This window comes from Providencia rettgeri (assembly GCF_013702265.1).
GTDB classification, from domain to species: domain Bacteria; phylum Pseudomonadota; class Gammaproteobacteria; order Enterobacterales; family Enterobacteriaceae; genus Providencia; species Providencia zhijiangensis.
In genome coordinates, this window is record NZ_CP059348.1 from 707757 (window position 1) to 734686 (window position 26930).

The window sequence follows — 26930 nt, forward strand, 5'->3', positions numbered from 1 at the left end:
GCACTACTTGACTCGGTCATTTGTACTAGCTCAGTCTCTTCCTTAATTCAGCTACCCCTTATTGTCCGAAACGCCAGTTGAATGGAAAGCCTGTCGGCTCGATGATGGTTTCTAGTTGTTGATACCAAACGTCGTAAGCATGACGCATTTCGTCCAGGTACTGATATTGGTTGTAGATAGCATCCAGCCCTTTTTTGCTGTGGCCAATCATCAACTCGGCAACTTCTTGCGTCGTGATGGCAGACATTCGCGTTCGCATCGTTCTGCGAAGATCATGCATAGACCAGTGTTCCATCTCAATACCAAGCGATCTGCGAGCCCAGATTTTCACATTGTTAGGAATAGTGGTATCAAAGCCATTTGTGGCAAGCTCTTCTTGTCCGTTCGCGGGAAACAAGTAAGTTGATTTGCTCATCTGCATCGCCAGTTCAATCAGCTCAATAGCTGGCTTAATCAATGGCCGCATGATCGGCGCTCCAATTTTCTCACCTTGTTTGCGGATCTCTATGGGCACTGTCCACATTGCAGATTGCAAGTCAAAGTGATGCTTTTCAGCTTGAATGAGTTCGCCCTTGCGCCCTCCCAATAAGAGAAGCAGTTTTATGTAGATGCGATTCTTCTCAGTGATTTTTGACTCATGCAAATAGCGCCAAAGTATCCTGATCTCGTTGTCATTTAGCACCCGAGTTCGTTTTCCTTTTTTACCGCCAACCTTTTTTGCTGTGATCCCAGCGGCAGCGTTAATTTCCAAAATTTGTTCATCAATCAGCCAGTCATAGAACTTATGCAGTACAGACACTAGGCGCTCTGTGTTTGACGGAGACGATTCCGAAACCTCACGAAGACAGTTTCGCAAGGACAATTCAGTGATGTCAGTTAATGGATACTTGCCAAGTCGGGGCAGCAAATATATTTCACTGCTGCGTTTTTGGTAGTGCCACGTTTTCTCCTTTAGCCCTTGCTTACCGGCAGAGTCTATCCAGTCTCGAAAAATCGATTCGAAGCTTTGATTAGCAGAATACTTAGCCCGTTCCTGCTGTAGGTAAAGCTTGGGGTTTCGGCCTTGATCAAGTACTGCCCTTAACCTATCCAGCTCATTCCTGGCTTCAGCCAGCTTCATAAGGGGGTAAGTACCTATGTCTACCCGCTGTTGCTTGCCATCGAACCGATAACGAAACTGAAAAACAATTTTGCCCTTGGGCGATACCCGAGCACTTAGCCCATCTCGGTCGGCTTTTACTACGGTTTCTTTTGCTTCTTTATTTAACCTGGCATCGAGCCAGCTAACTGATAACGCCATGTTATAAGCCCAGCCCTAGTTTTGATTTTAATGATTGTTTACGTGTTTCTGCTTTGGGTTCTGGCGCTGTACTCATAGAAGTAACTTCACCATCTGGTGCAAGGCCATCCACCGGTACAGATGTCGTGGATAGATTGGGTTGGCTCATTTGAATTAACCCAAAGGTTGCCAGCATCCGCAGACGCTCAGCGCGTTCCCGTGGTGGCGTCTTTTCCAATTCTTTGAGTAGTTCTGGGTGGCTCCCTGGGGGAATGTTGACGACAACTCTCATGATCATGCCCCATAAAACCAGAAGCCTCGGACGTTCGCCAAAACAGACTGCTCAGGCACGATGATCTTGCTTCGTGAAAAAATCTCCTTGGCCGCTTCCTTATAAGCCAAGGCTCCACCTCCGGCGATCAATACCAAGTCCGCATTAATGCTTTCGTCACGCATGGATTGACGCATGGCTGTAAGAGCAACAGGCGCTACCTTTTTCATGGCAGCATTCAGATAAGGTGAAATATCGACTTTTTCTCCAAATAGCAGGACCTGTAAGTCGCCGGTTCTCATGGCTTTTTCAAGTCGATCCATTCCGACTTTGGCACCATGATCTTCCGAAATCAGCTTATCGATGGTTTCCAGTAGCACGGACATTGCCTGAAGACTGGTTCCTGATGAGCTGTAGCGAATTTCTCCGGCCTCAAGGGCAACCCAATCAACAGAAAAGAAGCCGGGATCAATGACGACGACACGACCTTCTTCAATCAAGCCCAGATCACCACCCGTTTGAACCAGATCCATATAGGCACCGGCAGGCTGTGGTAGTACTTTGACGTCATGAACGGTGATGCTGCGCTTAGGCGTCACTTGATGGACACCTTTTAAACGCTGCACAAGGTCAGACTTACGTTGTGGTTCATGAAACTGGGAAACCGGTAATCCAGTGACAACCAAATCGATGGATTCTGTTTCAGCCATTAACAAGGCGGCATGAAAAAGTGCCTTATAGGTTTTTGTGGTGGGATATTCCGGGTGAAGCTCTCGTTCCCAGCCTTGAAGGCGTCCAGCAGGAACACCAGCGGCCCAGCGCTCATTATCGACAGAGACATACAAACAAGTTTCATCATCGCCTCCACCGATACGCTCCGGCATACGATCCGCTGGACCGGCACCCGCAGGTAGAATAATGGTTTTCGGTTCACTACCTGATTGGCCAATTGCCAGCTTCAGGTTTGAGTAACCGATATCTACGCCTAGTACAAACATACTTATCTCCTGTGCACTCAAAGTGCTCTAACGGTTTTCAATCAACCGCGCTGTTCACGCTTGGGCATTTCCAAGTGCTCTGGCGGTTTACTCAAATGTCATTATCAGGATTCGGTGCACTGGCGGTGGGCAGAAAGGTGACAAATCCTTTCATCTATCTGCCTATTGCATTTTTGCAAAAGTATGAGAATAGGCTCTGTTTGGCGGCTGGTGACCTAGCCAAAAAAATTGAGACGCCAAACGTCGTTTGCATTCTGGCCTGAACTTGCCAAACGGTTTGTATCTTCATGGCGATACGTCTTTTTAGGTGTTTTTAAGTGAAATCAGCCTGTATCCCTTGTCGGGTATGGGATTGAGCGAGTCGATTTATATCGAGACGCCAAACAGTGATTGTGACGGCAGTTTTACGTTTGGCGTTTCGATCCAAAAGCCAAACGGATAGTGGTTTTGGCTTTAGGGGTTAATTGGATGGGGAAATTGGTTTGGTAGAAATCGTCAATGAACAATGGAAAGCAGATGTATCAGATTTACTTCAGCAAGAAACGGACAGGCTAAAAGCGCTGGCACGAGCTGAAGTTGATGACTTTTGGGTTACCCATTACAAGGTTCGAGAGAATGAGCCCTTTAAAGACTGGGGTCTGCTTGGTGTCCGTATCAGAGACTTTAAGTATGGCTTTGGCATAGAGTGGTATATCAACAGTTTTCACGGTCAACGAGGCAAACGCGTGGTCTTTAGCAAGGGGCTGCGTATCTCAAAGACGAAGCTGAGATACGCATTTTTAGACTGCCAAGGTTTGGCCAAAGAATGGGAGCTAGCGCTGGCCATGGAGAAAGAGGAATTCTTCAGTGATATTCGACGCCAGGTTGATAAGCTCAACATGCTGCGTCGCAGAGTGAATGCGTATTGAGTCAACTGCGCTACTTCACTCGCGGTAACTGGTCCCAGCGTGTTGTATAAGCGGGAGACAAATGCTCTCGCTTCATCGACCAATCTTTCTTGAGTCCTTGTCCAGCAAAGAAAACCTTTCCGGCACCGCTTTGGTTAATGGTGTCCAATACAGACATTAGCTGCTGGCTATTAGAGCGGGTCGATACGTCATCGAATAGTCCTGGTTGAAACATGCCAGGATCGTAAAAGTCAGACAGCATGACGCCCGCTTTGGCATAACGAAAACCATCCTTCCATATCCGCTTGAGTAAGTGATTGGCCAGCTCGATAAAATCCCGCGTGTCGCAACTGGGGATTAGCAATTCACCCGATGCAGAGTTGCTGTACTGCGGCTCGTTGTCCTTAAAGGGGCTGGTACGTATGAACACGGTCAGCACTTTGGCTTGCTGCTGTTCTTTGCGAAGTTTCTCAGTGGCGCGGGTTGCGTATTCGCATACGGCTTCACTTAAAAATTCAAAGTGCGTCACTTTTACGCCAAATGAACGGCTACAGACGATTTGCTTCTTAGTTGGCGGGATCTCTTCAAGTTCAATGCACGACTCACCATTGAGCTCTCTGACGGTTCTTTCTAAAACCTCTGAAAACTGGTCTCTGATGGCTCTAGGAGAGGCATTGGCGAGATCTAAGGCTGTGGTGATACCCAACGCATTTAAACGCTTAGAAAGCCGTCTACCAACGCCCCAAACATCATCAACCGGGACTAATGCGAGCAATCGACGTTGCCGATCTGGATTGGTCAGGTCTACAACCCCCTGAGTAGCTGGATATTTTTTGGCGGCATGGTTAGCCAGTTTGGCGAGTGTTTTAGTCGGTGCAATGCCTACACAGACGGTGATCCCAATCCAGTGGCCTATGCGCTCTCGCACTTGTTGTCCGAACTCGACAAGAGATATGGCAGACTCAATACCGGTTAAATCCAAAAACGCTTCGTCAATAGAGTAAACCTCTACTCGTGGTGCCATCTCCTCCAAAGTGCGCATCACTCGACTGCTTAAATCTGCATACAGCGCGTACAGTTGGCTAAGAATTCCCGCTAAAAATAGACGAGTAAGTGAGCAACCATTCTGCCGCATGGGTTGCTGGCGTCTAACACCAGAAAAATCACCCAGCCCAACCCGCTGTCTATTTTTTAAGGTGGGCATTCATCTACATGTCTAATTTTTTACCAATTTGATCGCTAAGATGTACTAATTTGATTACCGAGGGAGACTGACGGACTAATTACTTAGGGGCTTAATCGTACAATCTCCACTCGACACCACACAACTCACTTCTGGACATTTCTGAGTTGCATTTTAGCTAATTTAGAAAAACATGAATTAGATAAAGTATGGAAATTTCAAATCAATATGAGGCGGACATGAAGAAATTGAAAAAAGTAGCTTAACTGGGTTGGTCAATTTTGGTTGACCACGTCATGTTCCGGTGAGTACGCAAGTCATTGGCGCTAACGAATATGAAGGTCACTTTGCTTTTGACTTACTCTATAACAACTCTTCAGATATACAGCCTAATACCTTATCGACCGATACGCATGGTACCAATAATGTTAACTTCGCTATATTAGATTTCTTTGGTTACACATTCGCCCCTCGATACGCGAAAATGAAAAAGGTGTTTTTTGAGCTATTTGAAGTGACTGAAGAGAACGGAGGCCGTATTCAATTAAAGAAAGATATTAATCATAAGCTAATTGCTGAAGAATGGGACAATATTCAGCATATTGTTTGTTCATTGAGTCGTAAAACCACCACTCAAAGCACAATCATTAGAAAGTTGAGTAACGGCAAGAGCCGAAGATTGTCAGCATTGCATGAGTACGACCGTTTAATTAAATCTATTTATGTTTTGGAGTATGTTGATAATTCAACGTTGCGTCATTACGTCCAGCAAGCCTTGAACAGAGGTGAAGCATACCATCAGTTAAAACGTGCTATTACTTCAGTTAATGGCAATAAATTTCGTGGGGGGAATGATTACCAAGTATCACAATGGGGTTCTAGGGATTTTCCCCTCTAAAAAGACTTAATCCTCTGTAGACCACACCAATAAATGGCTGCGGAGGTGGGTTACTACTTATAAGTGTGGCAAATTAGGTAAATATCGTACATTTAATACGGAACAGCCCTGATATGGCCATCAAAAACGAAATTACTATTCTCACGAGAGCAGAACAGGCAGATCTTTATTCCCCACCCATTTTTTCAATCGAAGAACAACGTCTGTACTTTTCTCTGAACGATGCGGAATTGGCAGTTTTTCGGTCAATTCGTCTCAGAGCTCATAGATGTTACTTTGTCGCGATTTTGGGATACTTCAAATCAAAGCCCGTCATCCTAGATATCGCTTACTCGCAGGTTTCTAAGGATTTAATGTTCATCAGTAAAGAGCTGCTTGGCGGCAAGGGGCTCAGACCATTCACTCCCTCACAAAAACAAAAAGATCGACTCTACGCAAAAGTATTAGACCTTGCTGGTTATCACAAATGGGACGAAAGTCAGCACTTCAATTCTCTTTTCGACCACCTTGTTCAGGTGGCAATGCCTGGCTGGAGCCGCGTTACCTCTTTGATACTGCTATTGAATTCCTAACCAGTCACAGCATTGCTATCCCTAGGTACACCGTACTCCAGAGACTGATAAGCAGAGCGATGCAGCAGGTCAGAAAAGACCTGGCGCACCAACTTAATCAACTCACCAGTCCTGAACTTCACGTCTTTCTGGACAGCATAACAGCCATTGATGACGGACTAAGCCTGAACCAGCTCAGAGGCGGTGCAAAAAGTCTGACCGTACCTGAACTTAAAAAAGAGCTTGCCCTTTATCATCAGTTAGCGCCATGGCGCACGCAAATCAATGGCGTTATCGATGGGCTTAATCTGTCTCTTAAAAATCGACAACACTTCGGTGAGCTCATCAACTATTACGGTAGTAAACTCAAACGATTCAAACGCGCACAGCAGCATCTATGGTTGCTATGTCACCTGACAGAGCGGATACAACTGGCACTGGAACGGTTAACTGATGGGTTCATTTACCATATCCGCAAGCAACAAGAAGCTGCCAACACCTTTGCACAACAAGCAGTGTTCCTGTCCTGGCAGTCAGCCGCGGACAATGTCACGAAAGCGGCAGAGTTACTGCATCTGTTTGTGGATGAGAACATTGATGATAATCAACCCTTCTCAGTAGTCAGACAACAGGCATTGAAGGTCATGAATGACAGGGATATCCAGACCCTCTGCCTTTACCTGAAAAAACAGAAACGGACCGTGGAAGAGTACCAGTGGCAACATTACGATGAACAATGCAATCTCCTGGAGCAACTGTTAAGGCAGGTGTTCTTGTGCCTTGAATGTGAGGCCGGTAAAGGCTCAGAAGCCGTCGTCGCCCAACTTCAACAGATGCAGACGGAAATCGCATTCGGTGGACCACTGAAGACGATGGATACGTCGCTCATCCCGAAAAAGCACCTCCCATGGTTGGTTAAACAGGATAACGTTAACCCGCAACGTTACGAATGGCTGCTCTACCGGCAGTTAACCTCACGACTGAATGGACGCATTTATTTGCCAAATGTTACCAAATACCGCGCACTGGAAGACGACCTGATCCCCCAGACATCGCAGGATACCTTGCTGGCCTCATCAACACTGGACAGACTAAAACAGCCCGCAGAGTTATTGTTACAGGAGAAACAACACCGGCTGGAAAGTGCACTCAAAGACGTTGCTCTCCATATTGATGAGGGAGACAATCGAAATGTGATCATGAAAAATCGTACCGGTACCCGCTGGCGTCTGCCGACCAAAAGCGCTACATCTCTGGTCAACAATCCCTTTTTTAAGCGAATGCAACCGGTCGGTATCGCGGATGTACTGCGGTATGTAGAGCGCGAAACCGGGTTCATGAAATGTCTGACTCATGTACTTCCGATACAAAAACAAGGGTTCACTCATCAGGATGATTTACTGGCCATTCTGATTGCCAACGCCACTCACCGTGGTGTGTATGGCATGGCGCAGATCTCCGATCGAAGCTATGAACACCTGAGTACGGTGCAGGCCAACTATATCCGGCCTGAAACGCTGCATGACGCCAGCGACGTGATCAATAATGCGGTTGCAGCGCTACCCATCTTCCGCCACTACCATATTCAGGAGGACCAGCTGCATGCCAGTGCGGATGGTCAGAAATTCGAAACCCATCTGGAAACCTTTAAAACCCGGTACTCCTCTAAGTATTTCGGCACCAACAAAGGGATCACGGCCATGACACTGGTGGCCAACCACAGCGCCCTCAATGCTCGGATCATCGGTTCCAACGAGCACGAATCACACTATATTTATGACCTGTTACAATCCAACAGCAGTGAAATCAAACCTGACGTACTCTCGACAGATACACACGGTGTCAATCATGTTAACTTCGCCTTACTGGATCTATGCGGTTACAGTTTTGCACCGCGATACGCGCAGTTCAGTAGTGTCATCAATGATCTGTTTGATGTGACTGAAAGTGAACAAGGCAGCACCATACTGGCGCTAAAGAAGCCTATCAGAACGAATGTTATTACAACGGGATGGCAAGATATCAGGCGTATTGTTCTGTCACTTCAGACAAAGCGGACGACACAAGCAATGCTGGTAAGAAAGTTGTCTGGTTACCCTTCTGGACACCCAATATTACAGGCTCTGACGGAGTATAATCGACTGGTTAAAGCGCAATATTTACTTGACTACATCGACGATGCCAGTTTGCGGCAGTATGTGCAACGTGCCCTGAACCGGGGAGAAGCATGGCACTTCCTTAGACGAGCCATTGCGTCGGTGAATGGTGATCAGTTCCGTGGCAAAAACGAGTCTGAAATCGCTATCTGGAATGAATGCGCAAGATTGCTTGCCAACGCGATCATCTACTTCAACTCCGCGATACTGAGTCATCTTCTGGGACACTTTGAAGCGAGAGGAGATGAAGAGAAAGCGGGTATCACTCGTGCTGTTTCGCCCGTTGCGTGGCAAAATATCAACTTAAGCGGAACGTATAACTTCACTAATACTGGGAAATTGCCCAATATTGGCGAAATAACAAGGCCGATAGTGGATGATTAGGCTCCAAGCTGAAAGTAAACCACCTCCGCAGCCATTTATTGGTGTGGTCTACAGAGGATTATGTCTTTTTAGAGGGGAAAATCCCTAGAACCCCACCTTGAGACAGAACGCGCCTTGGTCAGAATCCCAGTCGCTGGGCGGGTTTGCGCCTACGCTCTTGACCCCCACGAGGTCTGGAAAGGGTACGACAACGCCAAAGAATACGCGGCCTTCGTGACCAAGACGCTGGTCAACAAGGACGGCGATATTAAGCGCCGGATCATGTCGATGTTTAGCCCAGAGGAACGCCCAGACGACAGGGAGTGACGGGCACTGGCTGGCAATGTCTAGCAACGGCAGGCATTTCGGCTGAGGGTAAAAGAACTTTCCGCTAAGCGATAGACTGTATGTAAACACAGTATTGCAAGGACGCGGAACATGCCTCATGTGGCGGCCAGGACGGCCAGCCGGGATCGGGATACTGGTCGTTACCAGAGCCACCGACCCGAGCAAACCCTTCTCTATCAGATCGTTGACGAGTATTACCCGGCATTCGCTGCGCTTATGGCAGAGCAGGGAAAGGAATTGCCGGGCTATGTGCAACGGGAATTTGAAGAATTTCTCCAATGCGGGCGGCTGGAGCATGGCTTTCTACGGGTTCGCTGCGAGTCTTGCCACGCCGAGCACCTGGTCGCTTTCAGCTGTAAGCGTCGCGGTTTCTGCCCGAGCTGTGGGGCGCGGCGGATGGCCGAAAGTGCCGCCTTGCTGGTTGATGAAGTACTGCCTGAACAACCCATGCGTCAGTGGGTGTTGAGCTTCCCGTTTCAGCTGCGTTTCCTGTTTGCCAGCCGGCCCGAGATCATGGGGTGGGTGCTGGGCATCGTTTACCGCGTCATTGCCACGCACCTGGTCAAGAAAGCGGGCCATACCCACCAAGTGGCCAAGACGGGCGCGGTCACCCTGATCCAGCGTTTTGGATCGGCGCTCAATCTGAATGTTCACTTCCACATGCTGTTTCTCGACGGTGTGTATGTCGAGCAATCCCACGGCTCAGCGCGTTTCCGCTGGGTCAAGGCGCCGACCAGCCCAGAGCTCACCCAGCTGACGCACACCATCGCCCACCGGGTGGGTCGCTATCTGGAACGGCAAGGCCTGCTGGAACGGGATGTCGAAAACAGCTATCTGGCCTCGGATGCGGTGGATGACGACCCGATGACACCCCTGCTGGGGCACTCGATCACTTACCGTATCGCTGTCGGTTCACAGGCGGGGCGAAAGGTGTTCACTTTGCAAACTCTGCCGACCAGTGGTGATCCGTTCGGTGACGGGATTGGCAAGGTAGCCGGGTCCAGCCTGCACGCCGGCGTGGCGGCCAGGGCCGATGAACGCAAGAAGCTCGAACGGCTGTGCCGGTACATCAGCCGCCCGGCGGTATCCGAGAAGCGGCTGTCGTTAACACGAGGCGGCAACGTGCGCTACCAGCTCAAGACGCCGTACCGGGACGGCACCACGCACGTCATTTTCGAACCATTGGATTTCATTGCAAGGCTGGCCGCCCTGGTACCGAAGCCCAGAGTCAACCTAACCCGCTTCCACGGGGTGTTCGCACCCAACAGTCGGCACCGGGCGTTGGTCACGCCGGCAAAACGGGGCAGGGGCAACAAGGTCAGGGTGGCTGATGAACCGGCAACACCAGCACAACGGCGAGCGTCGATGACATGGGCGCAACGGCTCAAGCGTGTTTTCAATATCGACATCGAGACCTGCAGCGGCTGCGGCGGCGCCATGAAAGTCATCGCCTGCATTGAAGACCCTATAGTGATCAAGCAGATCCTTGATCACCTGAAGCACAAAGCCGAAACCAGCGGGACCAGGGCGTTACCCGAAAGCCGGGCGCCACCGGCTGAGCTGCTCCTGGGTCTGTTTGACTGACGAGCCTGAAGGCCAACGATACCAATCAAAATGCTGCGTTCACAGCGCCGCGGCAGGGATCCGCCGTGCTGGTTGTCGGAAAAGGAGCCGCTAGTGGGAAAGAGGAGGGTAAATTTTCAGCGTTGCTGGCTCCCCGTCAGCCGGATTGGGTTGCATCGCAGGGGTGTCGAAAGAGTCAACTGCGGTCCAAAGCTGTTGGACTTGGGTGAAAAGGGCGTTTATTCTTCCTATACGTGCCGCGTTCCAGGCGGCGACTATGAGGGCTATGTCGATGCCCATGTGCGCCGGCTGGAGGCGCTACGCCGGGCCGGTATCGTCGAGCGGATCGACGCCGACCAATGGCGCATCCCCGATGATCTGGTCAGCCGTGCCGCCGCCCATGACGCCGGCCGAGACAGTCAGGCCAGCGTTCGCGTCCTTTCCCCGGTCGATCTGAACAAACAGATCGGATCGGACGGCGCGACCTGGCTGGACCGGCGGCTGATCCACGGCGAGACGGCCGACCTTGCGCCAACCGGCTTCGGGCAACAAGTCCGCGAAGCCATGGACCAGCGCCGCGAGCACCATATCGAACAGGGCGACGCCACCCGCAGCCGGGACAGCCGCGTCTTCTACCGGCGCAACCTTCTCGCCATCCTGCGGGAGCGCGAGGTAGCCGGCGTCGGATCGGATATGGCTTTGAGTAAGGGCCTGCCGTTCCGCGCCGCCACGGACGGCGAGAGCGTCAGCGGCAAGTTTACCGGAACCGTGCATCTATCGAGCGGCAAGTTCGCCGTGGTCGAGAAATCCCATGAGTTCACCCTTGTCCCGTGGCGGCCGATCATCGACCGCCAACTCGGCCGCGAGGTTATGGGCATCGTGCAGGGCGGGTCGGTGTCGTGGCAGTTAGGGCGGCAGAGGGGGCTGGAACGCTGAGTGCGCCCATGCCGCATTGCGGGGTTTTGCGCCCATTTCCCCCAAATGTCCCACCAATCATAATTATTCAATTGATTTTAAAGAAAAACCTATTCCTTTTTTTCACCCATTTTGATTTTTCTTTTTAGCCTAAAATAGGTTGCCCGTGAGATACCTGTCTTTGCTGTCACTATACTCATCGTTTCACCTTGCAAAATAAGCTCCTGAGCAGCTGGCGTTCGAGGATGATGTTTTCGTCCAAATTTTACCCCTGCCGCATAGGCTGCAATCCGACCTTCATTTGTTCTTTCTAATATACGTTCACGTTCGGCTTCAGCGACTGCTGCTAGTATCTGAATAACCATTTTCCCCATCGTTCCTTCAGTGCTGAGACCATTTTCAAGAAAGCGAATAGCGGTTCCCTTTTTATAACAGGTATCAACGATACGGATCATGTCAGCAGTATTACGACCGAGGCGATCCATTTTAGTACAAATTATAACGTCATCTTTCTCTGCTCGAGCGAGTAAACGTTGTAATCCTTCACGTTCATCTGTAGCTCCTGTCATCAAATCCGTAAAAATTCGGTCTTCACGTACACCGGCATTTTTCAGTTCCTTAATTTGATGGTTTAGTTTTTGATGACTAGTTGATACTCGAGCATACCCTAATAAAGCCATTTTAGTCTCACTTATCGTTTTTGATACTCTGTAGTATCATAATATATAAAATACGACTTTTGAAACTGACTTTAGGCTAGTTTATGGAGGTATCAAATATCTTAATATTTGATACCTATGTATTTAACAAATATCCAACATTTAGGTAAATTAAGACGGATGTATAAAAATCGAATTAGTATTTTGACAAAAAGTGAAGTCAATGAGCTATATCAGATCCCTTCATTTAATTCTATTGAGAGGTCTGAGTATTTTTCATTAGATGTTAGTCTCAAAAAAGAAATCAATAAAATAGTTAATATAGAAAGTAGAGTTTATCTAATATTGATTATTGGCTATTTCAGGTATAAACCCGTACTTCCTGAATTAACCTCAAAAAACGCAAAGAAAGATATAAAATATATAATCCAAACTTATTATAAAAATGAAAGTACTGTGTTAAATATTGATATCCCCAAAAGCACAAAGTCTCGTCTAGTTAAACAGATGCTTACGATGCTGGGATTTGAACAACTGACGCCAATAATGAAAATTGAATTAGCTGCACGCCTGAATGATGTGGCCACAATTAGTATGGAGCCCAAATATATTTTTGATGAGTTCCTCGCTTTCTTGGGGCAAAAACGCATTGCGCTCCCAGCGTATAGTACTATTCAGAAACTAGTATCTAATGCATTAAATGTTGAAAGAAAAAGAATACTTAATTTGCTTTCAAAAACAATGAGTAATACGACTGCACAGCAAATAACTGCTATTTTACATGATGATGGTAGCTTAAATGACATCAGAGGATACCATCGCAGTGCGAGAGATTTTTCAGCATCAGAAATAGAAAATGAATTGATATCTCATAATCTAATTCAGAGAATTTATCATGAAATAAAAGACTCCATCAATGTATTAGGTATATCACCTAGAAATATGGAGTACTACGCCACTATAGTTAAACACAGTTCAACTTTTAAACTTAAACGTCACCCTAAATGGTTGGGGATCCTTTATTTATGCTGTTATTTGTATTTCAGATATAGAGAAATAAATGACAAGATAATCACCGCCTTTCGATATTTGGTTAAAAAACACAAAAATGCGGCAGCTGCCTGCGCTAAAATTCGAGCTGCTGAGGAAGTTGAACTGATCAATAAAAAACTTAAATACGCCAGTGAAATTTTTAAAGTATTTATTGACAGTAGCATTGATGACAATACATCTTTTGGTGAAATACGCCAAAAAGTTTTTTCTCTTATATCGAGCAATGACATGCATCTTGTTAGTCAATTCTTTAATAACAACAAAATCGATGTTATTGAATACCAATGGCAATATATTGGGCACTGTTGCAAATAGAGATTTGAGTCGATGATGTTCCCTTTAAAAAGTACTTAGAGACCGAAAACCCTGTTGATTAGACACACTTCACCCTGAGGCTGACCATAATAAAATGACGATGCTTGTCCTTTACGTAGTGCACGCATGACTTCAATACCTTTAATTGTGGCATAAGCCGTCTTCATAGATTTGAATCCTAATGTGGCCCTGATGATCCGCTTTAGCTTGCCATGATCACATTCAATCACGTTATTTTTATACTTAATCTGCCTGTGCTCAAGGTCTGGTGGACATTTACCTTCCCGTTTTAACCGTGATAAAGCACGTCCATATGTGGGTGCTTTATCCGTGTTGATCACTTGTGGAATTTGCCACTTCTTCACATTATTTAAAATTTTTCCAAGAAAACAATATGCTGATTTGGTATTACGTCTAGAAGAAAGATAAAAATCAATGGTATCGCCACGTTGATCGACTGCACGATACAGATAAGACCATCGTCCATTCACTTTTACATAGGTTTCATCAATATGCCACGAGCTCAGATCTGTAGGATTACGCCAATACCAGCGTAAACGTTTTTCTATTTCAGGAGCATAACGTTGAACCCAACGGTAAATAGTCGTGTGATCAACATTCACACCCCGTTCGGCCAGCATTTCCTGCAGTTCACGATAGCTAATGCCATATTTACAATACCAGCGCACAGCCCAAAGAATGATTTCGCCCTGAAAATGCCGACCATGGAAAGGATTCATATGCTGCACCTTTAGCTAAAACAGTCTTCAGCTTACCATTCGTGGTTATTTGCAACAGTGCCGCTGACGCACACCATCGCCCACCGGGTGGGTCGCTATCTGGAACGGCAAGGCCTGCTGGAACGGGATGTCGAAAACAGCTATCTGGCCTCGGATGCGGTGGATGACGACCCGATGACACCCCTGCTGGGGCACTCGATCACTTACCGTATCGCTGTCGGTTCACAGGCGGGGCGAAAGGTGTTCACTTTGCAAACTCTGCCGACCAGTGGTGATCCGTTCGGTGACGGGATTGGCAAGGTAGCCGGGTCCAGCCTGCACGCCGGCGTGGCGGCCAGGGCCGATGAACGCAAGAAGCTCGAACGGCTGTGCCGGTACATCAGCCGCCCGGCGGTATCCGAGAAGCGGCTGTCGTTAACACGAGGCGGCAACGTGCGCTACCAGCTCAAGACGCCGTACCGGGACGGCACCACGCACGTCATTTTCGAACCATTGGATTTCATTGCAAGGCTGGCCGCCCTGGTACCGAAGCCCAGAGTCAACCTAACCCGCTTCCACGGGGTGTTCGCACCCAACAGTCGGCACCGGGCGTTGGTCACGCCGGCAAAACGGGGCAGGGGCAACAAGGTCAGGGTGGCTGATGAACCGGCAACACCAGCACAACGGCGAGCGTCGATGACATGGGCGCAACGGCTCAAGCGTGTTTTCAATATCGACATCGAGACCTGCAGCGGCTGCGGCGGCGCCATGAAAGTCATCGCCTGCATTGAAGACCCTATAGTGATCAAGCAGATCCTGGGGTCGTTTGCGGGAGGGGGCGGAATCCTACGCTAAGGCTTTGGCCAGCGATATTCTCCGGTGAGATTGATGTGTTCCCATCCGAGCGGCGAAACATGGGCCAAGAGATCGGGCGATAGCAGCTTTCCATCGCGTTTCTGGTTTGCAACGACCTCGCCGAGCTTCATGGTGTTCCAGAAGATGATGATGGCGGCGAGCAGATTCATGCCGGCGATGCGGTAATGCTGGCCTTCGGCGGAACGGTCGCGGATTTCACCGCGGCGGTGGAAGCTGATTGCCCGCTTCAGCGCATGATGAGCTTCGCCTTTGTTGAGCCCGATCTGGGCACGCCGTTGGAGTTCGGCATCCAGAATCCAGTCGATCATGAACAGGGTGCGCTCGACGCGACCGACTTCCCGCAGGGCTGTCGCGAGCTCGTTCTGCCGCGGATAGGAGGCGAGTTTCCGCAGAATCTGGCTTGGCGCGACGGTCCCGGCAGCAATGGTGGCGGCGATGCGCAGGATGTCGGGCCAATTGCGCTCGATCATGGCTTGGTTGACCTTTCCGCCGATCAACGCTCGCAGGTGCGCCGGGGCGGCCGACGGATTGAACGCGTAGAGCCGTTTGGATGGCAGGTCGCGGATGCGCGGAGCGAACCGGTAGCCGAGAATGGCACATGCGGCAAAGACGTGATCGGTGAAGCCGCCCGTGTCGGTGAACTGCTCGCGGATATGGCGTCCAGCATCGTTCATCAGCAGGCCATCGAGGATGTAAGGCGCTTCGCTTGCCGTTGCAGGAATCACCTGGGTTGCGAACGGCGCATATTGGTCGGAGACGTGGCTATAGGCTTTCAGGCCCGGGGTATTGCCATATTTCGCGTTGACCAGGTTCATGGCCTCACCTTGCTCTGTAGCGACGAAGAACTGTCCGTCGCTCGAAGCCGACGTGCCCATGCCCCAGAACCGGGCCATGGGTAACGCTGCCTGTGCCTCGACCACCATGGCCAGCGCCCGGTCATAGGCTTCGCCCTCGACATGCCACCGTCCAATGCGGATCAATTCCCAGAAGGTGTGGGTGTTTGTCGCATCCGCCATTTTGCGCAAGCCGAGGTTGATCCCTTCCGCCAAGATAACGTTCATTAGCCCGATCCGGTCAGCGCAGGGTGCTCCTGTGCGCAGATGGGTGAACGCTTCGGTGAAGCCGGTCGCCGCATCCACCTCCAGCAGGAGATCGGTGATGCGCGTGGGCGGGATCTGCTTGTAGAGATCGAGCACCAGATCTTCGGCGCCTGTCGGCGCGGCGGCTTCGAGTTTCTCGATATGCAGAACGCCGTTTTCAATCGACCCGCCCGGGATCGTGCCTGCGCGAGCGGCACGGCCAAGCTCGCGCAACCGCATGTCGAGGCGAGCTTGCCGGTCTGCCAGCCATTCCTCCGGCCGCAATGGCACAGCGAGACGACCGCCTTCCGCGATGGATTGTGCCGGAACGAGTGCGTGTTTCAGATCGCCATAGCGCCGGGACCTAGTAAGCCAGACATCTCCGGAGCGGAACGCATGGCCTTGTCGCAAATTCTTCAGGTTAACTCGATGTTGACCATGGGGAGAGAAGTTGCCGCTCCTGATATTGCGGAGCGAGCCGATGATTTTGAATACCATTGCCGAAAAGCTGAAGCGCCAGTCGAAGGATGATTTCAAGGGCAGGCATTTCGAGGCCTGGCTGATTGTACAGGCGGTTGCCTGGTACTTGCGCTACCCGCTCAGCTATCGTGACTTGGAAGAGATGTTTCGCGAGCGGGGCTTCGAGGTCGATCATAGCACGATCAACCGCTGGGTATTGGCTTATGCACCTGTCATCGAGAAACGGCTGCGGCAGTTTCGTCGACCCCATTGCGGCTCGGTCCGGATTGATGAGACCTATGTCAAGATCCGCGGCAAATGGCGCTATCTGTACCGAGCCATCGATAAGCATGGCAATCCGGTGGATTTCCTGCTGACCGCTAAGCGCGATCTCGACGCTGCCAAGCGGTTCTTCCGAAAGATGCTTAAAGATGAACCCTTGTTGTCGCCGAACAGGATTGGGACGGACGGGGCCAACACCTTCCCGTCAACGATCAAAACGTCGGTTGATGATGGGCTTCTCCATCCCGATCCCGTGCATTATGTGACCAAACATCTCCAGCAGGGGATTGAGAGCGACCATTTCCGGGTGAAGAAGAACATGCCGAAGATCGGCGGTTTCCAATCCTTTAACACGGCGCGGCGAACCATCGCGGGTTTCGAGGCGATGCTGTGGCTGCGGAAGGGCTTTGGCTTTTCAGGCGGCTGGACCGTCAATGACCAGAATGATTTGCTTGCGCGCCTCTTCGGACTGCAAAAGGTTAACAAAGCATGAAAATACCGGCCTTGGCTGGGTGATAGCTGCCTCCAAAAGTGTTTGCGACACGCCCGGAACAATTCAGCCACTGCACCCATGTTCCGAGTTGGTGTGGTTTGCGGATCGTATGCCGGCATCTCGTTGCGCAAGATCTGCACCCAATCGGCAGGCACGGGCGGCGATCTCCAATCTGCGGGATCAGTCAGATCACCCGAGTGCGTGGGCATGACAATCGTGCCCTGGGGACCAACACAATCCAGAAGGGCCTGAATCACTGCGACCGGCCCTCCCGCGACCCAGCCGAGCGAGCTTAGCGAACTGTGGACGAGAACTGTGCCACCAAGCGTAAGGCCGTTCTCTCGCATTTGCCTTGCTAGGCTCGCGCGAGTTGCTGGCTGAGGCGTTCTCGAAATCAGCTCTTGTTCGGTCGGCATCTACTCTATTCCTTTGCCCTCGGACGAGTGCTGGGGCGTCGGTTTCCACTATCGGCGAGTACTTCTACACAGCCATCGGTCCAGACGGCCGCGCTTCTGCGGGCGATTTGTGTACGCCCGACAGTCCCGGCTCCGGATCGGACGATTGCGTCGCATCGACCCTGCGCCCAAGCTGCATCATCGAAATTGCCGTCAACCAAGCTCTGATAGAGTTGGTCAAGACCAATGCGGAGCATATACGCCCGGAGCCGCGGCGATCCTGCAAGCTCCGGATGCCTCCGCTCGAAGTAGCGCGTCTGCTGCTCCATACAAGCCAACCACGGCCTCCAGAAGAAGATGTTGGCGACCTCGTATTGGGAATCCCCGAACATCGCCTCGCTCCAGTCAATGACCGCTGTTATGCGGCCATTGTCCGTCAGGACATTGTTGGAGCCGAAATCCGCGTGCACGAGGTGCCGGACTTCGGGGCAGTCCTCGGCCCAAAGCATCAGCTCATCGAGAGCCTGCGCGACGGACGCACTGACGGTGTCGTCCATCACAGTTTGCCAGTGATACACATGGGGATCAGCAATCGCGCATATGAAATCACGCCATGTAGTGTATTGACCGATTCCTTGCGGTCCGAATGGGCCGAACCCGCTCGTCTGGCTAAGATCGGCCGCAGCGATCGCATCCATGGCCTCCGCGACCGGCTGCAGAACAGCGGGCAGTTCGGTTTCAGGCAGGTCTTGCAACGTGACACCCTGTGCACGGCGGGAGATGCAATAGGTCAGGCTCTCGCTGAATTCCCCAATGTCAAGCACTTCCGGAATCGGGAGCGCGGCCGATGCAAAGTGCCGATAAACATAACGATCTTTGTAGAAACCATCGGCGCAGCTATTTACCCGCAGGACATATCCACGCCCTCCTACATCGAAGCTGAAAGCACGAGATTCTTCGCCCTCCGAGAGCTGCATCAGGTCGGAGACGCTGTCGAACTTTTCGATCAGAAACTTCTCGACAGACGTCGCGGTGAGTTCAGGCTTTTTCATATCTCATTGCCCCCGGACGAGCGTCTGCTCCGCCATTCGCCGTCCGCCGTGCCAATCGGATCAGCCGTCCAAATGCGGGATTTTCGTTAGTCGGAGGCCAAACGGCATTGAGCGTCAGCATATCATCAGCGAGCTGAAGAAAGACAATCCCCGATCCGCTCCACGTGTTGCCCCAGCAATCAGCGCGACCTTGCCCCTCCAACGTCATCTCGTTCTCCGCTCATGAGCTCAGCCAATCGACTGGCGAGCGGCATCGCATTCTTCGCATCCCGCCTCTGGCGGATGCAGGAAGATCAACGGATCTCGGCCCAGTTGACCCAGGGCTGTCGCCACAATGTCGCGGGAGCGGATCAACCGAGCAAAGGCATGACCGACTGGACCTTCCTTCTGAAGGCTCTTCTCCTTGAGCCACCTGTCCGCCAAGGCAAAGCGCTCACAGCAGTGGTCATTCTCGAGATAATCGACGCGTACCAACTTGCCATCCTGAAGAATGGTGCAGTGTCTCGGCACCCCATAGGGAACCTTTGCCATCAACTCGGCAAGATGCAGCGTCGTGTTGGCATCGTGTCCCACGCCGAGGAGAAGTACCTGCCCATCGAGTTCATGGACACGGGCGACCGGGCTTGCAGGCGAGTGAGGTGGCAGGGGCAATGGATCAGAGATGATCTGCTCTGCCTGTGGCCCCGCTGCCGCAAAGGCAAATGGATGGGCGCTGCGCTTTACATTTGGCAGGCGCCAGAATGTGTCAGAGACAACTCCAAGGTCCGGTGTAACGGGCGACGTGGCAGGATCGAACGGCTCGTCGTCCAGACCTGACCACGAGGGCATGACGAGCGTCCCTCCCGGACCCAGCGCAGCACGCAGGGCCTCGATCAGTCCAAGTGGCCCATCTTCGAGGGGCCGGACGCTACGGAAGGAGCTGTGGACCAGCAGCACACCGCCGGGGGTAACCCCAAGGTTGAGAAGCTGACCGATGAGCTCGGCTTTTCGCCATTCGTATTGCACGACATTGCACTCCACCGCTGATGACATCAGTCGATCATAGCACGATCAACGGCACTGTTGCAAATAGTCGGTGGTGATAAACTTATCATCCCCTTTTGCTGATGGAGCTGCACATGAACCCATTCAAAGGCCGGCATTTTCAGCGTGACATCATTCTGTGGGCCGTACGCTGGTACTGCAAATACGGCATCAGTTACCGTGAGCTGCAGGAGATGCTGGCTGAACGCGGAGTGAATGTCGATCACTCCACGATTTACCGCTGGGTTCAGCGTTATGCGCCTGAAATGGAAAAACGGCTGCGCTGGTACTGGCGTAACCCTTCCGATCTTTGCCCGTGGCACATGGATGAAACCTACGTGAAGGTCAATGGCCGCTGGGCGTATCTGTACCGGGCCGTCGACAGCCGGGGCCGCACTGTCGATTTTTATCTCTCCTCCCGTCGTAACAGCAAAGCTGCATACCGGTTTCTGGGTAAAATCCTCAACAACGTGAAGAAGTGGCAGATCCCGCGATTCATCAACACGGATAAAGCGCCCGCCTATGGTCGCGCGCTTGCTCTGCTCAAACGCGAAGGCCGGTGCCCGTCTGACGTTGAACACCGACAGATTAAGTACCGGAACAACGTGATTGAATGCGATCATGGCAAACTGAAACGGATAATCGGCGCCACGCTGGGATTTAAATCCATGAAGACGGCTTACGCCACCATCAAAGGTATTGAGGTGATGCGTGCACTACGCAAAGGCCAGGCCTCAGCATTTTATTATGGTGATCCCCTGGGCGAAATGCGCCTGGTAAGCAGAGTTTTTGAAATGTAAGGCCTTTGAATAAGACAAAAGGCTGCCTCATCGCTAACTTTGCAACAGTGCCATTTTAAGCGTTATGCTAAGCCCAGGAAGCCGCAGGATCTTTTGAACCACAACTGCATTAACGTCCGCTATTCTGATACGAGTGGATTGTACGCCTGGGAATTCGAGAAAGATGCTCAGAAATTCAGTCTGAAAGTCAAAGGGCAATATATTGCGAACAGCACGATTCATCAGCTCGATGCAGCATTAGACGGGCTGGGGATTGCCTATATTCCCGAGTATGTTGCAGATGGATATATCAAAAGCGGCAAGCTGATTGCTGTTCTGACCGAGTGGTGTCCATATTTTGACGGCTACCATATTTATTATCCTCACCGCCGACAGGATTCTCCTGCGTTTATGGCTTTTCTGCAAGTTTTGCGTGACAGGTACAATAATGGAATAAGATAAATTTATGAGTAAAGGATTATGTCCACGATAAGCACCTGGGTCGATTCCTGGGAGGCGGCCATGAGGGTAGGGAAGCGCCGTCCCGTCAAGTCAGCGTAATGCTCTGCCAGTGTTACAACCAATTAACCAATTCTGATTAGAAAAACTCATCGAGCATCAAATGAAACTGCAATTTATTCATATCAGGATTATCAATACCATATTTTTGAAAAAGCCGTTTCTGTAATGAAGGAGAAAACTCACCGAGGCAGTTCCATAGGATGGCAAGATCCTGGTATCGGTCTGCGATTCCGACTCGTCCAACATCAATACAACCTATTAATTTCCCCTCGTCAAAAATAAGGTTATCAAGTGAGAAATCACCATGAGTGACGACTGAATCCGGTGAGAATGGCAAAAGCTTATGCATTTCTTTCCAGACTTGTTCAACAGGCCAGCCATTACGCTCGTCATCAAAATCACTCGCATCAACCAAACCGTTATTCATTCGTGATTGCGCCTGAGCGAGACGAAATGCGCGATCGCTGTTAAAAGGACAATTACAAACAGGAATCGAATGCAACCGGCGCAGGAACGCTGCCAGCGCATCAACAATATTTTCACCTGAATCAGGATATTCTTCTAATACCTGGAATGCTGTTTTCCCGGGGATCGCAGTGGTGAGTAACCATGCATCATCAGGAGTACGGATAAAATGCTTGATGGTCGGAAGAGGCATAAATGCCGTCAGCCAGTTTAGTCTGACCATCTCATCTGTAACATCATTGGCAACGCTACCTTTGCCATGTTTCAGAAACAACTCTGGCGCATCGGGCTTCCCATACAATCGATAGATTGTCGCACCTGATTGCCCGACATTATCGCGAGCCCATCTATACCCATATAAATCAGCATCCAGGTTGGAATTTAATCGCGGCCTCGAGCAAGACGTTTCCCGTTGAATATGGCTCATAACACCCCTTGTATTACTGTTTATGTAAGCAGACAGTTTTATTGTTCATGATGATATATTTTTATCGGCACTGTTGCAAATAGTCGGTGGTGATAAACTTATCATCCCCTTTTGCTGATGGAGCTGCACATGAACCCATTCAAAGGCCGGCATTTTCAGCGTGACATCATTCTGTGGGCCGTACGCTGGTACTGCAAATACGGCATCAGTTACCGTGAGCTGCAGGAGATGCTGGCTGAACGCGGAGTGAATGTCGATCACTCCACGATTTACCGCTGGGTTCAGCGTTATGCGCCTGAAATGGAAAAACGGCTGCGCTGGTACTGGCGTAACCCTTCCGATCTTTGCCCGTGGCACATGGATGAAACCTACGTGAAGGTCAATGGCCGCTGGGCGTATCTGTACCGGGCCGTCGACAGCCGGGGCCGCACTGTCGATTTTTATCTCTCCTCCCGTCGTAACAGCAAAGCTGCATACCGGTTTCTGGGTAAAATCCTCAACAACGTGAAGAAGTGGCAGATCCCGCGATTCATCAACACGGATAAAGCGCCCGCCTATGGTCGCGCGCTTGCTCTGCTCAAACGCGAAGGCCGGTGCCCGTCTGACGTTGAACACCGACAGATTAAGTACCGGAACAACGTGATTGAATGCGATCATGGCAAACTGAAACGGATAATCGGCGCCACGCTGGGATTTAAATCCATGAAGACGGCTTACGCCACCATCAAAGGTATTGAGGTGATGCGTGCACTACGCAAAGGCCAGGCCTCAGCATTTTATTATGGTGATCCCCTGGGCGAAATGCGCCTGGTAAGCAGAGTTTTTGAAATGTAAGGCCTTTGAATAAGACAAAAGGCTGCCTCATCGCTAACTTTGCAACAGTGCCGAAAATCTCATATGATCAGAATTACAATCCTGTTGAAAAAGAAGTTACACCTTTTGAAAACTTCAAAAAAGTTCTAGGACGATCAGAAAAGAAAGAATTTTCTACAGACTTCACTTTAGTAGACAAGCAAGAAAAATTGATCAAAGCATATCTGCAAGATCACCGCCACCATATTGAAGATAAGCGGGAGATATACGGAATTAACTCGAAGATACATGCTTTAACTTCAGAGAATCGTACATTCACGAAGGAAGAAATTGTTACCGAGGTTCGTGCGAATCTTAAATCTAAATCTATTTTAGGTGATGAGATCGGTAGCATTAGAGGTATGAAAATTGCAAAAGGTGAGCTTCTCAAACTTGAGGAAGGGTTACAGATCAAGACTGGATTCTTTAAGAAAGAAACCTTTGAGAAGGGAACAGAATTAAAGGTTCTTGATGCCTACAAGATGAAAGATAAACCAATGATTAAAGCTCGAATCAATGATATGGAATATGAGATTCCATTTGAAAAACTTTCTGTTAAGTATTCAGATCGGTACTTCACAGAGTTTAAAGATCAGAGCGCACACCGTTTTACTGCCCGCAATAAAACTGAAGTTTATAGCGAGTACCGTGAGCAGTTATTGAAGCAAAAGATTACTGCACCGGAAGAAAATTTGAATGCTCCTAATCACAAGATGAAGCTGCAAAGCAATCTTAATACTACCCCTAGAAATACACCTAGAATCTAACTTCACCTGGCATAAGCAAGTGAAAATAACAAACCATAAAAGACTTTTTAATGAGTAAAGATGATCATGATAAATTTGTATTATTCCTGATAGTTGTAGGCTTTATCGTGTTAGTTGTTTGCGGTCTTGCGTGGCAGGGAGCAGGCATCTTTAACTTGCCTTTCACAGTGATGCTATGGACTATCATTAGATTAATTATCGTGGTATCGCTTGTATTTATTACTGGAAAATTCGGTCTATCAAGAGAGTTTACTTTCCCCGCAGCAGCAGTAGGTTTAGCTTTTAGTTTATTCCCTGTCCTTGATCATATTGCGTTAGGTTATTCTGCTAAAAATTTCTATGAAACCACTAATTTTATGGGGCAAACGGTTCGGGAATTTGGTGCCAGTAAAATTACGGTCTGGTGGGGTTCGATTTATGCCAAAATAGCCTATGCTAGCCTTGCAGGTTTAATTGGATATGGTGTTAAGGTCGCCACTGATGATTAAAAAAGAAAAACCAACTTGAAGTTGGTTTTTTTGGCACTGTTGCAAATAGAGATTTGAGTCGATGATGTTCCCTTTAAAAAGTACTTAGAGACCGAAAACCCTGTTGATTAGACACACTTCACCCTGAGGCTGACCATAATAAAATGACGATGCTTGTCCTTTACGTAGTGCACGCATGACTTCAATACCTTTAATTGTGGCATAAGCCGTCTTCATAGATTTGAATCCTAATGTGGCCCTGATGATCCGCTTTAGCTTGCCATGATCACATTCAATCACGTTATTTTTATACTTAATCTGCCTGTGCTCAAGGTCTGGTGGACATTTACCTTCCCGTTTTAACCGTGATAAAGCACGTCCATATGTGGGTGCTTTATCCGTGTTGATCACTTGTGGAATTTGCCACTTCTTCACATTATTTAAAATTTTTCCAAGAAAACAATATGCTGATTTGGTATTACGTCTAGAAGAAAGATAAAAATCAATGGTATCGCCACGTTGATCGACTGCACGATACAGATAAGACCATCGTCCATTCACTTTTACATAGGTTTCATCAATATGCCACGAGCTCAGATCTGTAGGATTACGCCAATACCAGCGTAAACGTTTTTCTATTTCAGGAGCATAACGTTGAACCCAACGGTAAATAGTCGTGTGATCAACATTCACACCCCGTTCGGCCAGCATTTCCTGCAGTTCACGATAGCTAATGCCATATTTACAATACCAGCGCACAGCCCAAAGAATGATTTCGCCCTGAAAATGCCGACCATGGAAAGGATTCATATGCTGCACCTTTAGCTAAAACAGTCTTCAGCTTACCATTCGTGGTTATTTGCAACAGTGCCATATATTGATAGTCATCACCTTAAGGTCGCAAATTCAATCAGAAAGCTTTTTATGGCTATTGATATTGTCTATGACAAAGAAACGTCGGTTATTGGACAGCAGATGACTACAAGTAGGAATGATCTTAAGGGTAAGGGTAAGCTCGATACTAAAGATCTAAGAGTAATATACCCATCTGAGAAAAACTACATTGTGAAGGAAGGCATTGTTAATTCGCAACGCTTCGAGTTCCATATGTACAATCGGGTATCCAATAATCTAGAAAATGGCCTTTTTTACTCGTCAGAAAGTGAGCAAAATAAACGACTAGAAGATGATTTAATAGAGCTTAGGGAATGGAATGAGAATAAATCAAGTTTGATAGAAAAAACAGGGCTTGAACGACTGATTAGCCCAATAGAGCAGACTTTAGCTAATTTAGATATAGATTTTAATACAAAGCTGAGTCATGTTAGCCTCAACATAAATTCAGATGCGAATGACTTTGTCAAAAAGCAGCCACAGTCAAATCGGTTACAATGGAGTTTAGCCAGTAAAAAGTGGAAGACCAGCATTGATAATCCGATTTACCGGCAAATAAAAAACACTGGAATAATTGATATCATGAAGTTTGTGAACAATGAAACGGGTTTTTTGTCTGTTTTTAATGCTGTCTCATCCAGAAAAAACACTCTAGAAGCCGATAATAATGATCTTCTTGCTTGTATCTTTGGTAACGGTGCAAACTATGGAGTTCACCGAATAGCGTCTGCGTCAGACCGAAGTATTGGCATACTACGTGACGTCAATGATATGTTTATTCGACCAGATACGACTGAAAAAGCCAATACAGTCATCTCGGATGCTATTGCTGACCTTTCTATTTTTAACTATTGGACGATAAACGAAAAATCACCATTTGGAAGTGTAGATGGGCAAAAGCATACTTGCCGAATCAATACATTCAAAGCACGTTTTTCAGCTAAATACTTTAGAAAGGGAAAAGGGGTTTCCGCAATGACTCTTGTATCTAATCATGTTCCATTAGCAACGACGATCATTTCACCTAACGAGTATGAAGGTCATTTTGCATTTGACCTGTTGTACAATAATGCCAGTGAAATACAACCAAAATCACTCGCAACAGATAATCATGGTATCAATAACGTCAATTTTGCAATATTGGATATATTTGGGTATCAATTTTCCCCACGTTATGCAAAATTCAAAAAAATATTTGATGGTTTGTTTGAAGTGGAACTGGAAGATGAGCAATTAATGATTAGGCTTAAAAAACAGTTTAACTTTAATCTCATTATGCAAGAATGGGAATGCATACAGCACATTATTTGTTCTTTAAGTCGAAAAACAACAGTGCAAAGTACAGTAATAAAAAAATTATCTAATTCAAAACGTAATAATAAGACATTAGCTGCACTTAGAGAATATGATCGAATCATCAAATGCATTTACATTCTCGATTATGTTGATAATAAAACGCTAAGACAATTTGTTCAGCAGGCCCTGAACAGAGGGGAAGCTTATCATCAGTTGAGAAGAGCCATTGCATCTGTTAATGGAAATCAATTCCGAGGTGGGGATGATTATCAAATAGATCAATGGAATGACTGTGCAAGATTAATAGCAAATTGCGTTATTTACTATAATTCAGCACTATTATCAGGCTTAGTTGATAAATTCGAAAAAGAAAATAATCAAAAAGCCATTGATATTCTGACTAATCTGTCACCAGTAGCATGGGGGCACATCCTGCTAGGCGGTAATTATTCGTTTGAAGATAAGGCAGCTATCACAAATTTAAATAACCTTTTAGACGATGTCGACTTACTAAGTGATGATGACGAGATTTGATACTAAAACGTTATCAATCGCGTAAGTGAAGATAAAAAAAAGTATTCGTTTTATTCTGTCTAAATGAATGCTTTTTTATTTTAAATTCAATTAGATAATTATGATTGGTG

The 26930-nt window shown here is 48.5% G+C and carries 22 protein-coding genes and 6 pseudogenes; 15 read left to right on the forward strand and 13 right to left on the reverse strand.

Annotation, left to right across the window (positions count from 1 at the left end):
* Positions 1 to 58: 58 nt before the first annotated feature.
* Genes H0913_RS03135 through H0913_RS03145 form a run of 3 tightly spaced genes read right to left on the reverse strand, consistent with a single transcriptional unit; the run spans position 59 to position 2548 of the window.
* On the reverse strand, positions 59 to 1300 hold the full coding sequence (locus H0913_RS03135; protein WP_001218618.1) for a tyrosine-type recombinase/integrase: 1242 nt from the start codon (positions 1298 to 1300) through the stop codon (positions 59 to 61).
* Position 1301: 1 nt separating this feature from the next.
* Complete coding sequence (locus tag H0913_RS18825; protein WP_001995600.1) at positions 1302 to 1571, reverse strand: hypothetical protein; 270 nt, start codon at positions 1569 to 1571, stop codon at positions 1302 to 1304.
* 2 nt (positions 1572 to 1573) lie between these two features.
* Positions 1574 to 2548, reverse strand: a complete 975-nt coding sequence (locus H0913_RS03145) for a ParM/StbA family protein (RefSeq protein ID WP_000497807.1) — start codon at positions 2546 to 2548, stop codon at positions 1574 to 1576.
* A 464-nt stretch (positions 2549 to 3012) separates the two neighbouring features.
* Between H0913_RS03145 and mobI the strand changes: the two genes are divergently transcribed.
* Positions 3013 to 3456, forward strand: a complete 444-nt coding sequence (gene mobI, locus H0913_RS03150; RefSeq protein ID WP_000348524.1) for a conjugative transfer protein MobI(A/C) — start codon at positions 3013 to 3015, stop codon at positions 3454 to 3456.
* Positions 3457 to 3466: 10 nt separating this feature from the next.
* Here the strand turns inward: mobI and umuC are convergent, their stop codons facing one another.
* On the reverse strand, positions 3467 to 4639 hold the full coding sequence (umuC, locus tag H0913_RS03155) for a translesion error-prone DNA polymerase V subunit UmuC (protein ID WP_001142610.1): 1173 nt from the start codon (positions 4637 to 4639) through the stop codon (positions 3467 to 3469).
* A 274-nt stretch (positions 4640 to 4913) separates the two neighbouring features.
* Between umuC and H0913_RS03160 the strand changes: the two are divergent.
* From H0913_RS03160 to H0913_RS18630, 5 genes and pseudogenes are all read left to right on the forward strand, one after another.
* Positions 4914 to 5492, forward strand: a pseudogene (locus H0913_RS03160) (Tn3 family transposase); the annotation flags it as partial.
* A gap of 137 nt (positions 5493 to 5629) precedes the next feature.
* Positions 5630 to 8607: pseudogene (locus H0913_RS03165) on the forward strand (Tn3 family transposase).
* Positions 8608 to 8700: 93 nt separating this feature from the next.
* Positions 8701 to 8913 (forward strand): annotated as a pseudogene (locus tag H0913_RS18830) (repA); the annotation flags it as partial.
* 111 nt (positions 8914 to 9024) lie between these two features.
* Positions 9025 to 10518, forward strand: a complete 1494-nt coding sequence (locus tag H0913_RS03170) for an IS91-like element ISCR2 family transposase (RefSeq protein WP_001120888.1) — start codon at positions 9025 to 9027, stop codon at positions 10516 to 10518.
* A 30-nt stretch (positions 10519 to 10548) separates the two neighbouring features.
* Positions 10549 to 11433 carry a DUF3363 domain-containing protein gene (locus H0913_RS18630; RefSeq protein ID WP_001447541.1) on the forward strand — a complete coding sequence of 295 codons (885 nt, stop codon included), beginning with the start codon at positions 10549 to 10551 and terminating at the stop codon, positions 11431 to 11433.
* Positions 11434 to 11522: 89 nt separating this feature from the next.
* Here H0913_RS18630 and H0913_RS03180 read toward each other — a convergent pair whose 3' ends face one another.
* Positions 11523 to 12092 carry a recombinase family protein gene (locus H0913_RS03180; protein WP_096154199.1) on the reverse strand — a complete coding sequence of 190 codons (570 nt, stop codon included), beginning with the start codon at positions 12090 to 12092 and terminating at the stop codon, positions 11523 to 11525.
* 159 nt (positions 12093 to 12251) lie between these two features.
* Between H0913_RS03180 and H0913_RS03185 the strand changes: the two genes are divergently transcribed.
* Complete coding sequence (locus H0913_RS03185) at positions 12252 to 13439, forward strand: DUF4158 domain-containing protein (RefSeq protein ID WP_232368822.1); 1188 nt, start codon at positions 12252 to 12254, stop codon at positions 13437 to 13439.
* 35 nt (positions 13440 to 13474) lie between these two features.
* On the opposite strand, the gene H0913_RS03190 is transcribed toward H0913_RS03185, so the two are convergent.
* Positions 13475 to 14179 carry an IS6-like element IS1006 family transposase gene (locus tag H0913_RS03190; protein ID WP_001067784.1) on the reverse strand — a complete coding sequence of 235 codons (705 nt, stop codon included), beginning with the start codon at positions 14177 to 14179 and terminating at the stop codon, positions 13475 to 13477.
* Between the two features lie 63 nt (positions 14180 to 14242).
* Here H0913_RS03190 and H0913_RS03195 point away from each other — a divergent pair.
* A pseudogene (locus tag H0913_RS03195) lies at positions 14243 to 14977 on the forward strand (IS91-like element ISCR2 family transposase); the annotation flags it as partial.
* Between the two features lie 32 nt (positions 14978 to 15009).
* Here the strand turns inward: H0913_RS03195 and H0913_RS03200 are convergent.
* Positions 15010 to 16509, reverse strand: a pseudogene (locus H0913_RS03200) (Tn3 family transposase); the annotation flags it as partial.
* A gap of 85 nt (positions 16510 to 16594) precedes the next feature.
* On the opposite strand from H0913_RS03200, the gene H0913_RS03205 reads away from it, so the two are divergent.
* Positions 16595 to 17347 carry an IS6 family transposase gene (locus H0913_RS03205; RefSeq protein WP_000602738.1) on the forward strand — a complete coding sequence of 251 codons (753 nt, stop codon included), beginning with the start codon at positions 16595 to 16597 and terminating at the stop codon, positions 17345 to 17347.
* Between the two features lie 110 nt (positions 17348 to 17457).
* On the opposite strand, the pseudogene H0913_RS18965 reads toward H0913_RS03205, so the two are convergent.
* From H0913_RS18965 to aac(3)-IVa, 4 genes and pseudogenes are all read right to left on the reverse strand, one after another.
* Positions 17458 to 17763 (reverse strand): annotated as a pseudogene (locus H0913_RS18965) (AAC(3) family N-acetyltransferase); the annotation flags it as partial.
* A gap of 5 nt (positions 17764 to 17768) precedes the next feature.
* On the reverse strand, positions 17769 to 18794 hold the full coding sequence (aph(4)-Ia, locus tag H0913_RS03215; RefSeq protein WP_000742814.1) for an aminoglycoside O-phosphotransferase APH(4)-Ia: 1026 nt from the start codon (positions 18792 to 18794) through the stop codon (positions 17769 to 17771).
* On the reverse strand, positions 18781 to 19002 hold the full coding sequence (locus H0913_RS18835) for a hypothetical protein (protein WP_000171321.1): 222 nt from the start codon (positions 19000 to 19002) through the stop codon (positions 18781 to 18783). Before H0913_RS18835 ends, aph(4)-Ia begins: the two co-directional genes overlap by 14 nt.
* Positions 19003 to 19022: 20 nt before the next feature.
* Positions 19023 to 19799, reverse strand: coding sequence for an aminoglycoside N-acetyltransferase AAC(3)-IVa (aac(3)-IVa, locus tag H0913_RS03225; RefSeq protein WP_001199192.1), 777 nt, complete (start codon positions 19797 to 19799; stop codon positions 19023 to 19025).
* Between the two features lie 113 nt (positions 19800 to 19912).
* Here aac(3)-IVa and H0913_RS03230 point away from each other — a divergent pair, with 113 nt between their 5' ends.
* Positions 19913 to 20617, forward strand: a complete 705-nt coding sequence (locus H0913_RS03230; RefSeq protein ID WP_001067855.1) for an IS6-like element IS26 family transposase — start codon at positions 19913 to 19915, stop codon at positions 20615 to 20617.
* 39 nt (positions 20618 to 20656) lie between these two features.
* On the forward strand, positions 20657 to 21058 hold the full coding sequence (locus tag H0913_RS03235; protein WP_001183556.1) for a LysR substrate-binding domain-containing protein: 402 nt from the start codon (positions 20657 to 20659) through the stop codon (positions 21056 to 21058).
* A 136-nt stretch (positions 21059 to 21194) separates the two neighbouring features.
* Here the strand turns inward: H0913_RS03235 and H0913_RS03240 are convergent, their stop codons facing one another.
* Positions 21195 to 22010: an APH(3')-I family aminoglycoside O-phosphotransferase gene (locus H0913_RS03240; RefSeq protein WP_000018323.1), complete on the reverse strand. Its 816-nt coding sequence runs from the start codon at positions 22008 to 22010 to the stop codon at positions 21195 to 21197.
* A 129-nt stretch (positions 22011 to 22139) separates the two neighbouring features.
* On the opposite strand from H0913_RS03240, the gene H0913_RS03245 reads away from it, so the two are divergent.
* Genes H0913_RS03245 through H0913_RS03255 form a run of 3 tightly spaced genes read left to right on the forward strand, consistent with a single transcriptional unit; the run spans position 22140 to position 24117 of the window.
* A complete protein-coding gene (locus H0913_RS03245) occupies positions 22140 to 22844 on the forward strand; it encodes an IS6-like element IS26 family transposase (protein ID WP_001067855.1) in 705 nt (234 codons plus the stop codon).
* A gap of 5 nt (positions 22845 to 22849) precedes the next feature.
* The gene (locus H0913_RS03250; protein ID WP_223307992.1) at positions 22850 to 23629 is read left to right on the forward strand and encodes a hypothetical protein; all 780 of its coding nucleotides are present in this window, start codon (positions 22850 to 22852) and stop codon (positions 23627 to 23629) included.
* A gap of 50 nt (positions 23630 to 23679) precedes the next feature.
* The gene (locus H0913_RS03255) at positions 23680 to 24117 is read left to right on the forward strand and encodes a hypothetical protein (RefSeq protein WP_000030933.1); all 438 of its coding nucleotides are present in this window, start codon (positions 23680 to 23682) and stop codon (positions 24115 to 24117) included.
* An 84-nt stretch (positions 24118 to 24201) separates the two neighbouring features.
* Here H0913_RS03255 and H0913_RS03260 read toward each other — a convergent pair whose 3' ends face one another.
* Positions 24202 to 24906 (reverse strand): IS6-like element IS1006 family transposase, encoded by a 705-nt coding sequence (locus H0913_RS03260; protein WP_001067784.1) that lies wholly within the window; start codon positions 24904 to 24906, stop codon positions 24202 to 24204.
* A 165-nt stretch (positions 24907 to 25071) separates the two neighbouring features.
* Between H0913_RS03260 and H0913_RS03265 the strand changes: the two genes are divergently transcribed.
* Complete coding sequence (locus tag H0913_RS03265; protein ID WP_227336996.1) at positions 25072 to 26820, forward strand: transposase; 1749 nt, start codon at positions 25072 to 25074, stop codon at positions 26818 to 26820.
* Positions 26821 to 26930: the final 110 nt, after the last annotated feature.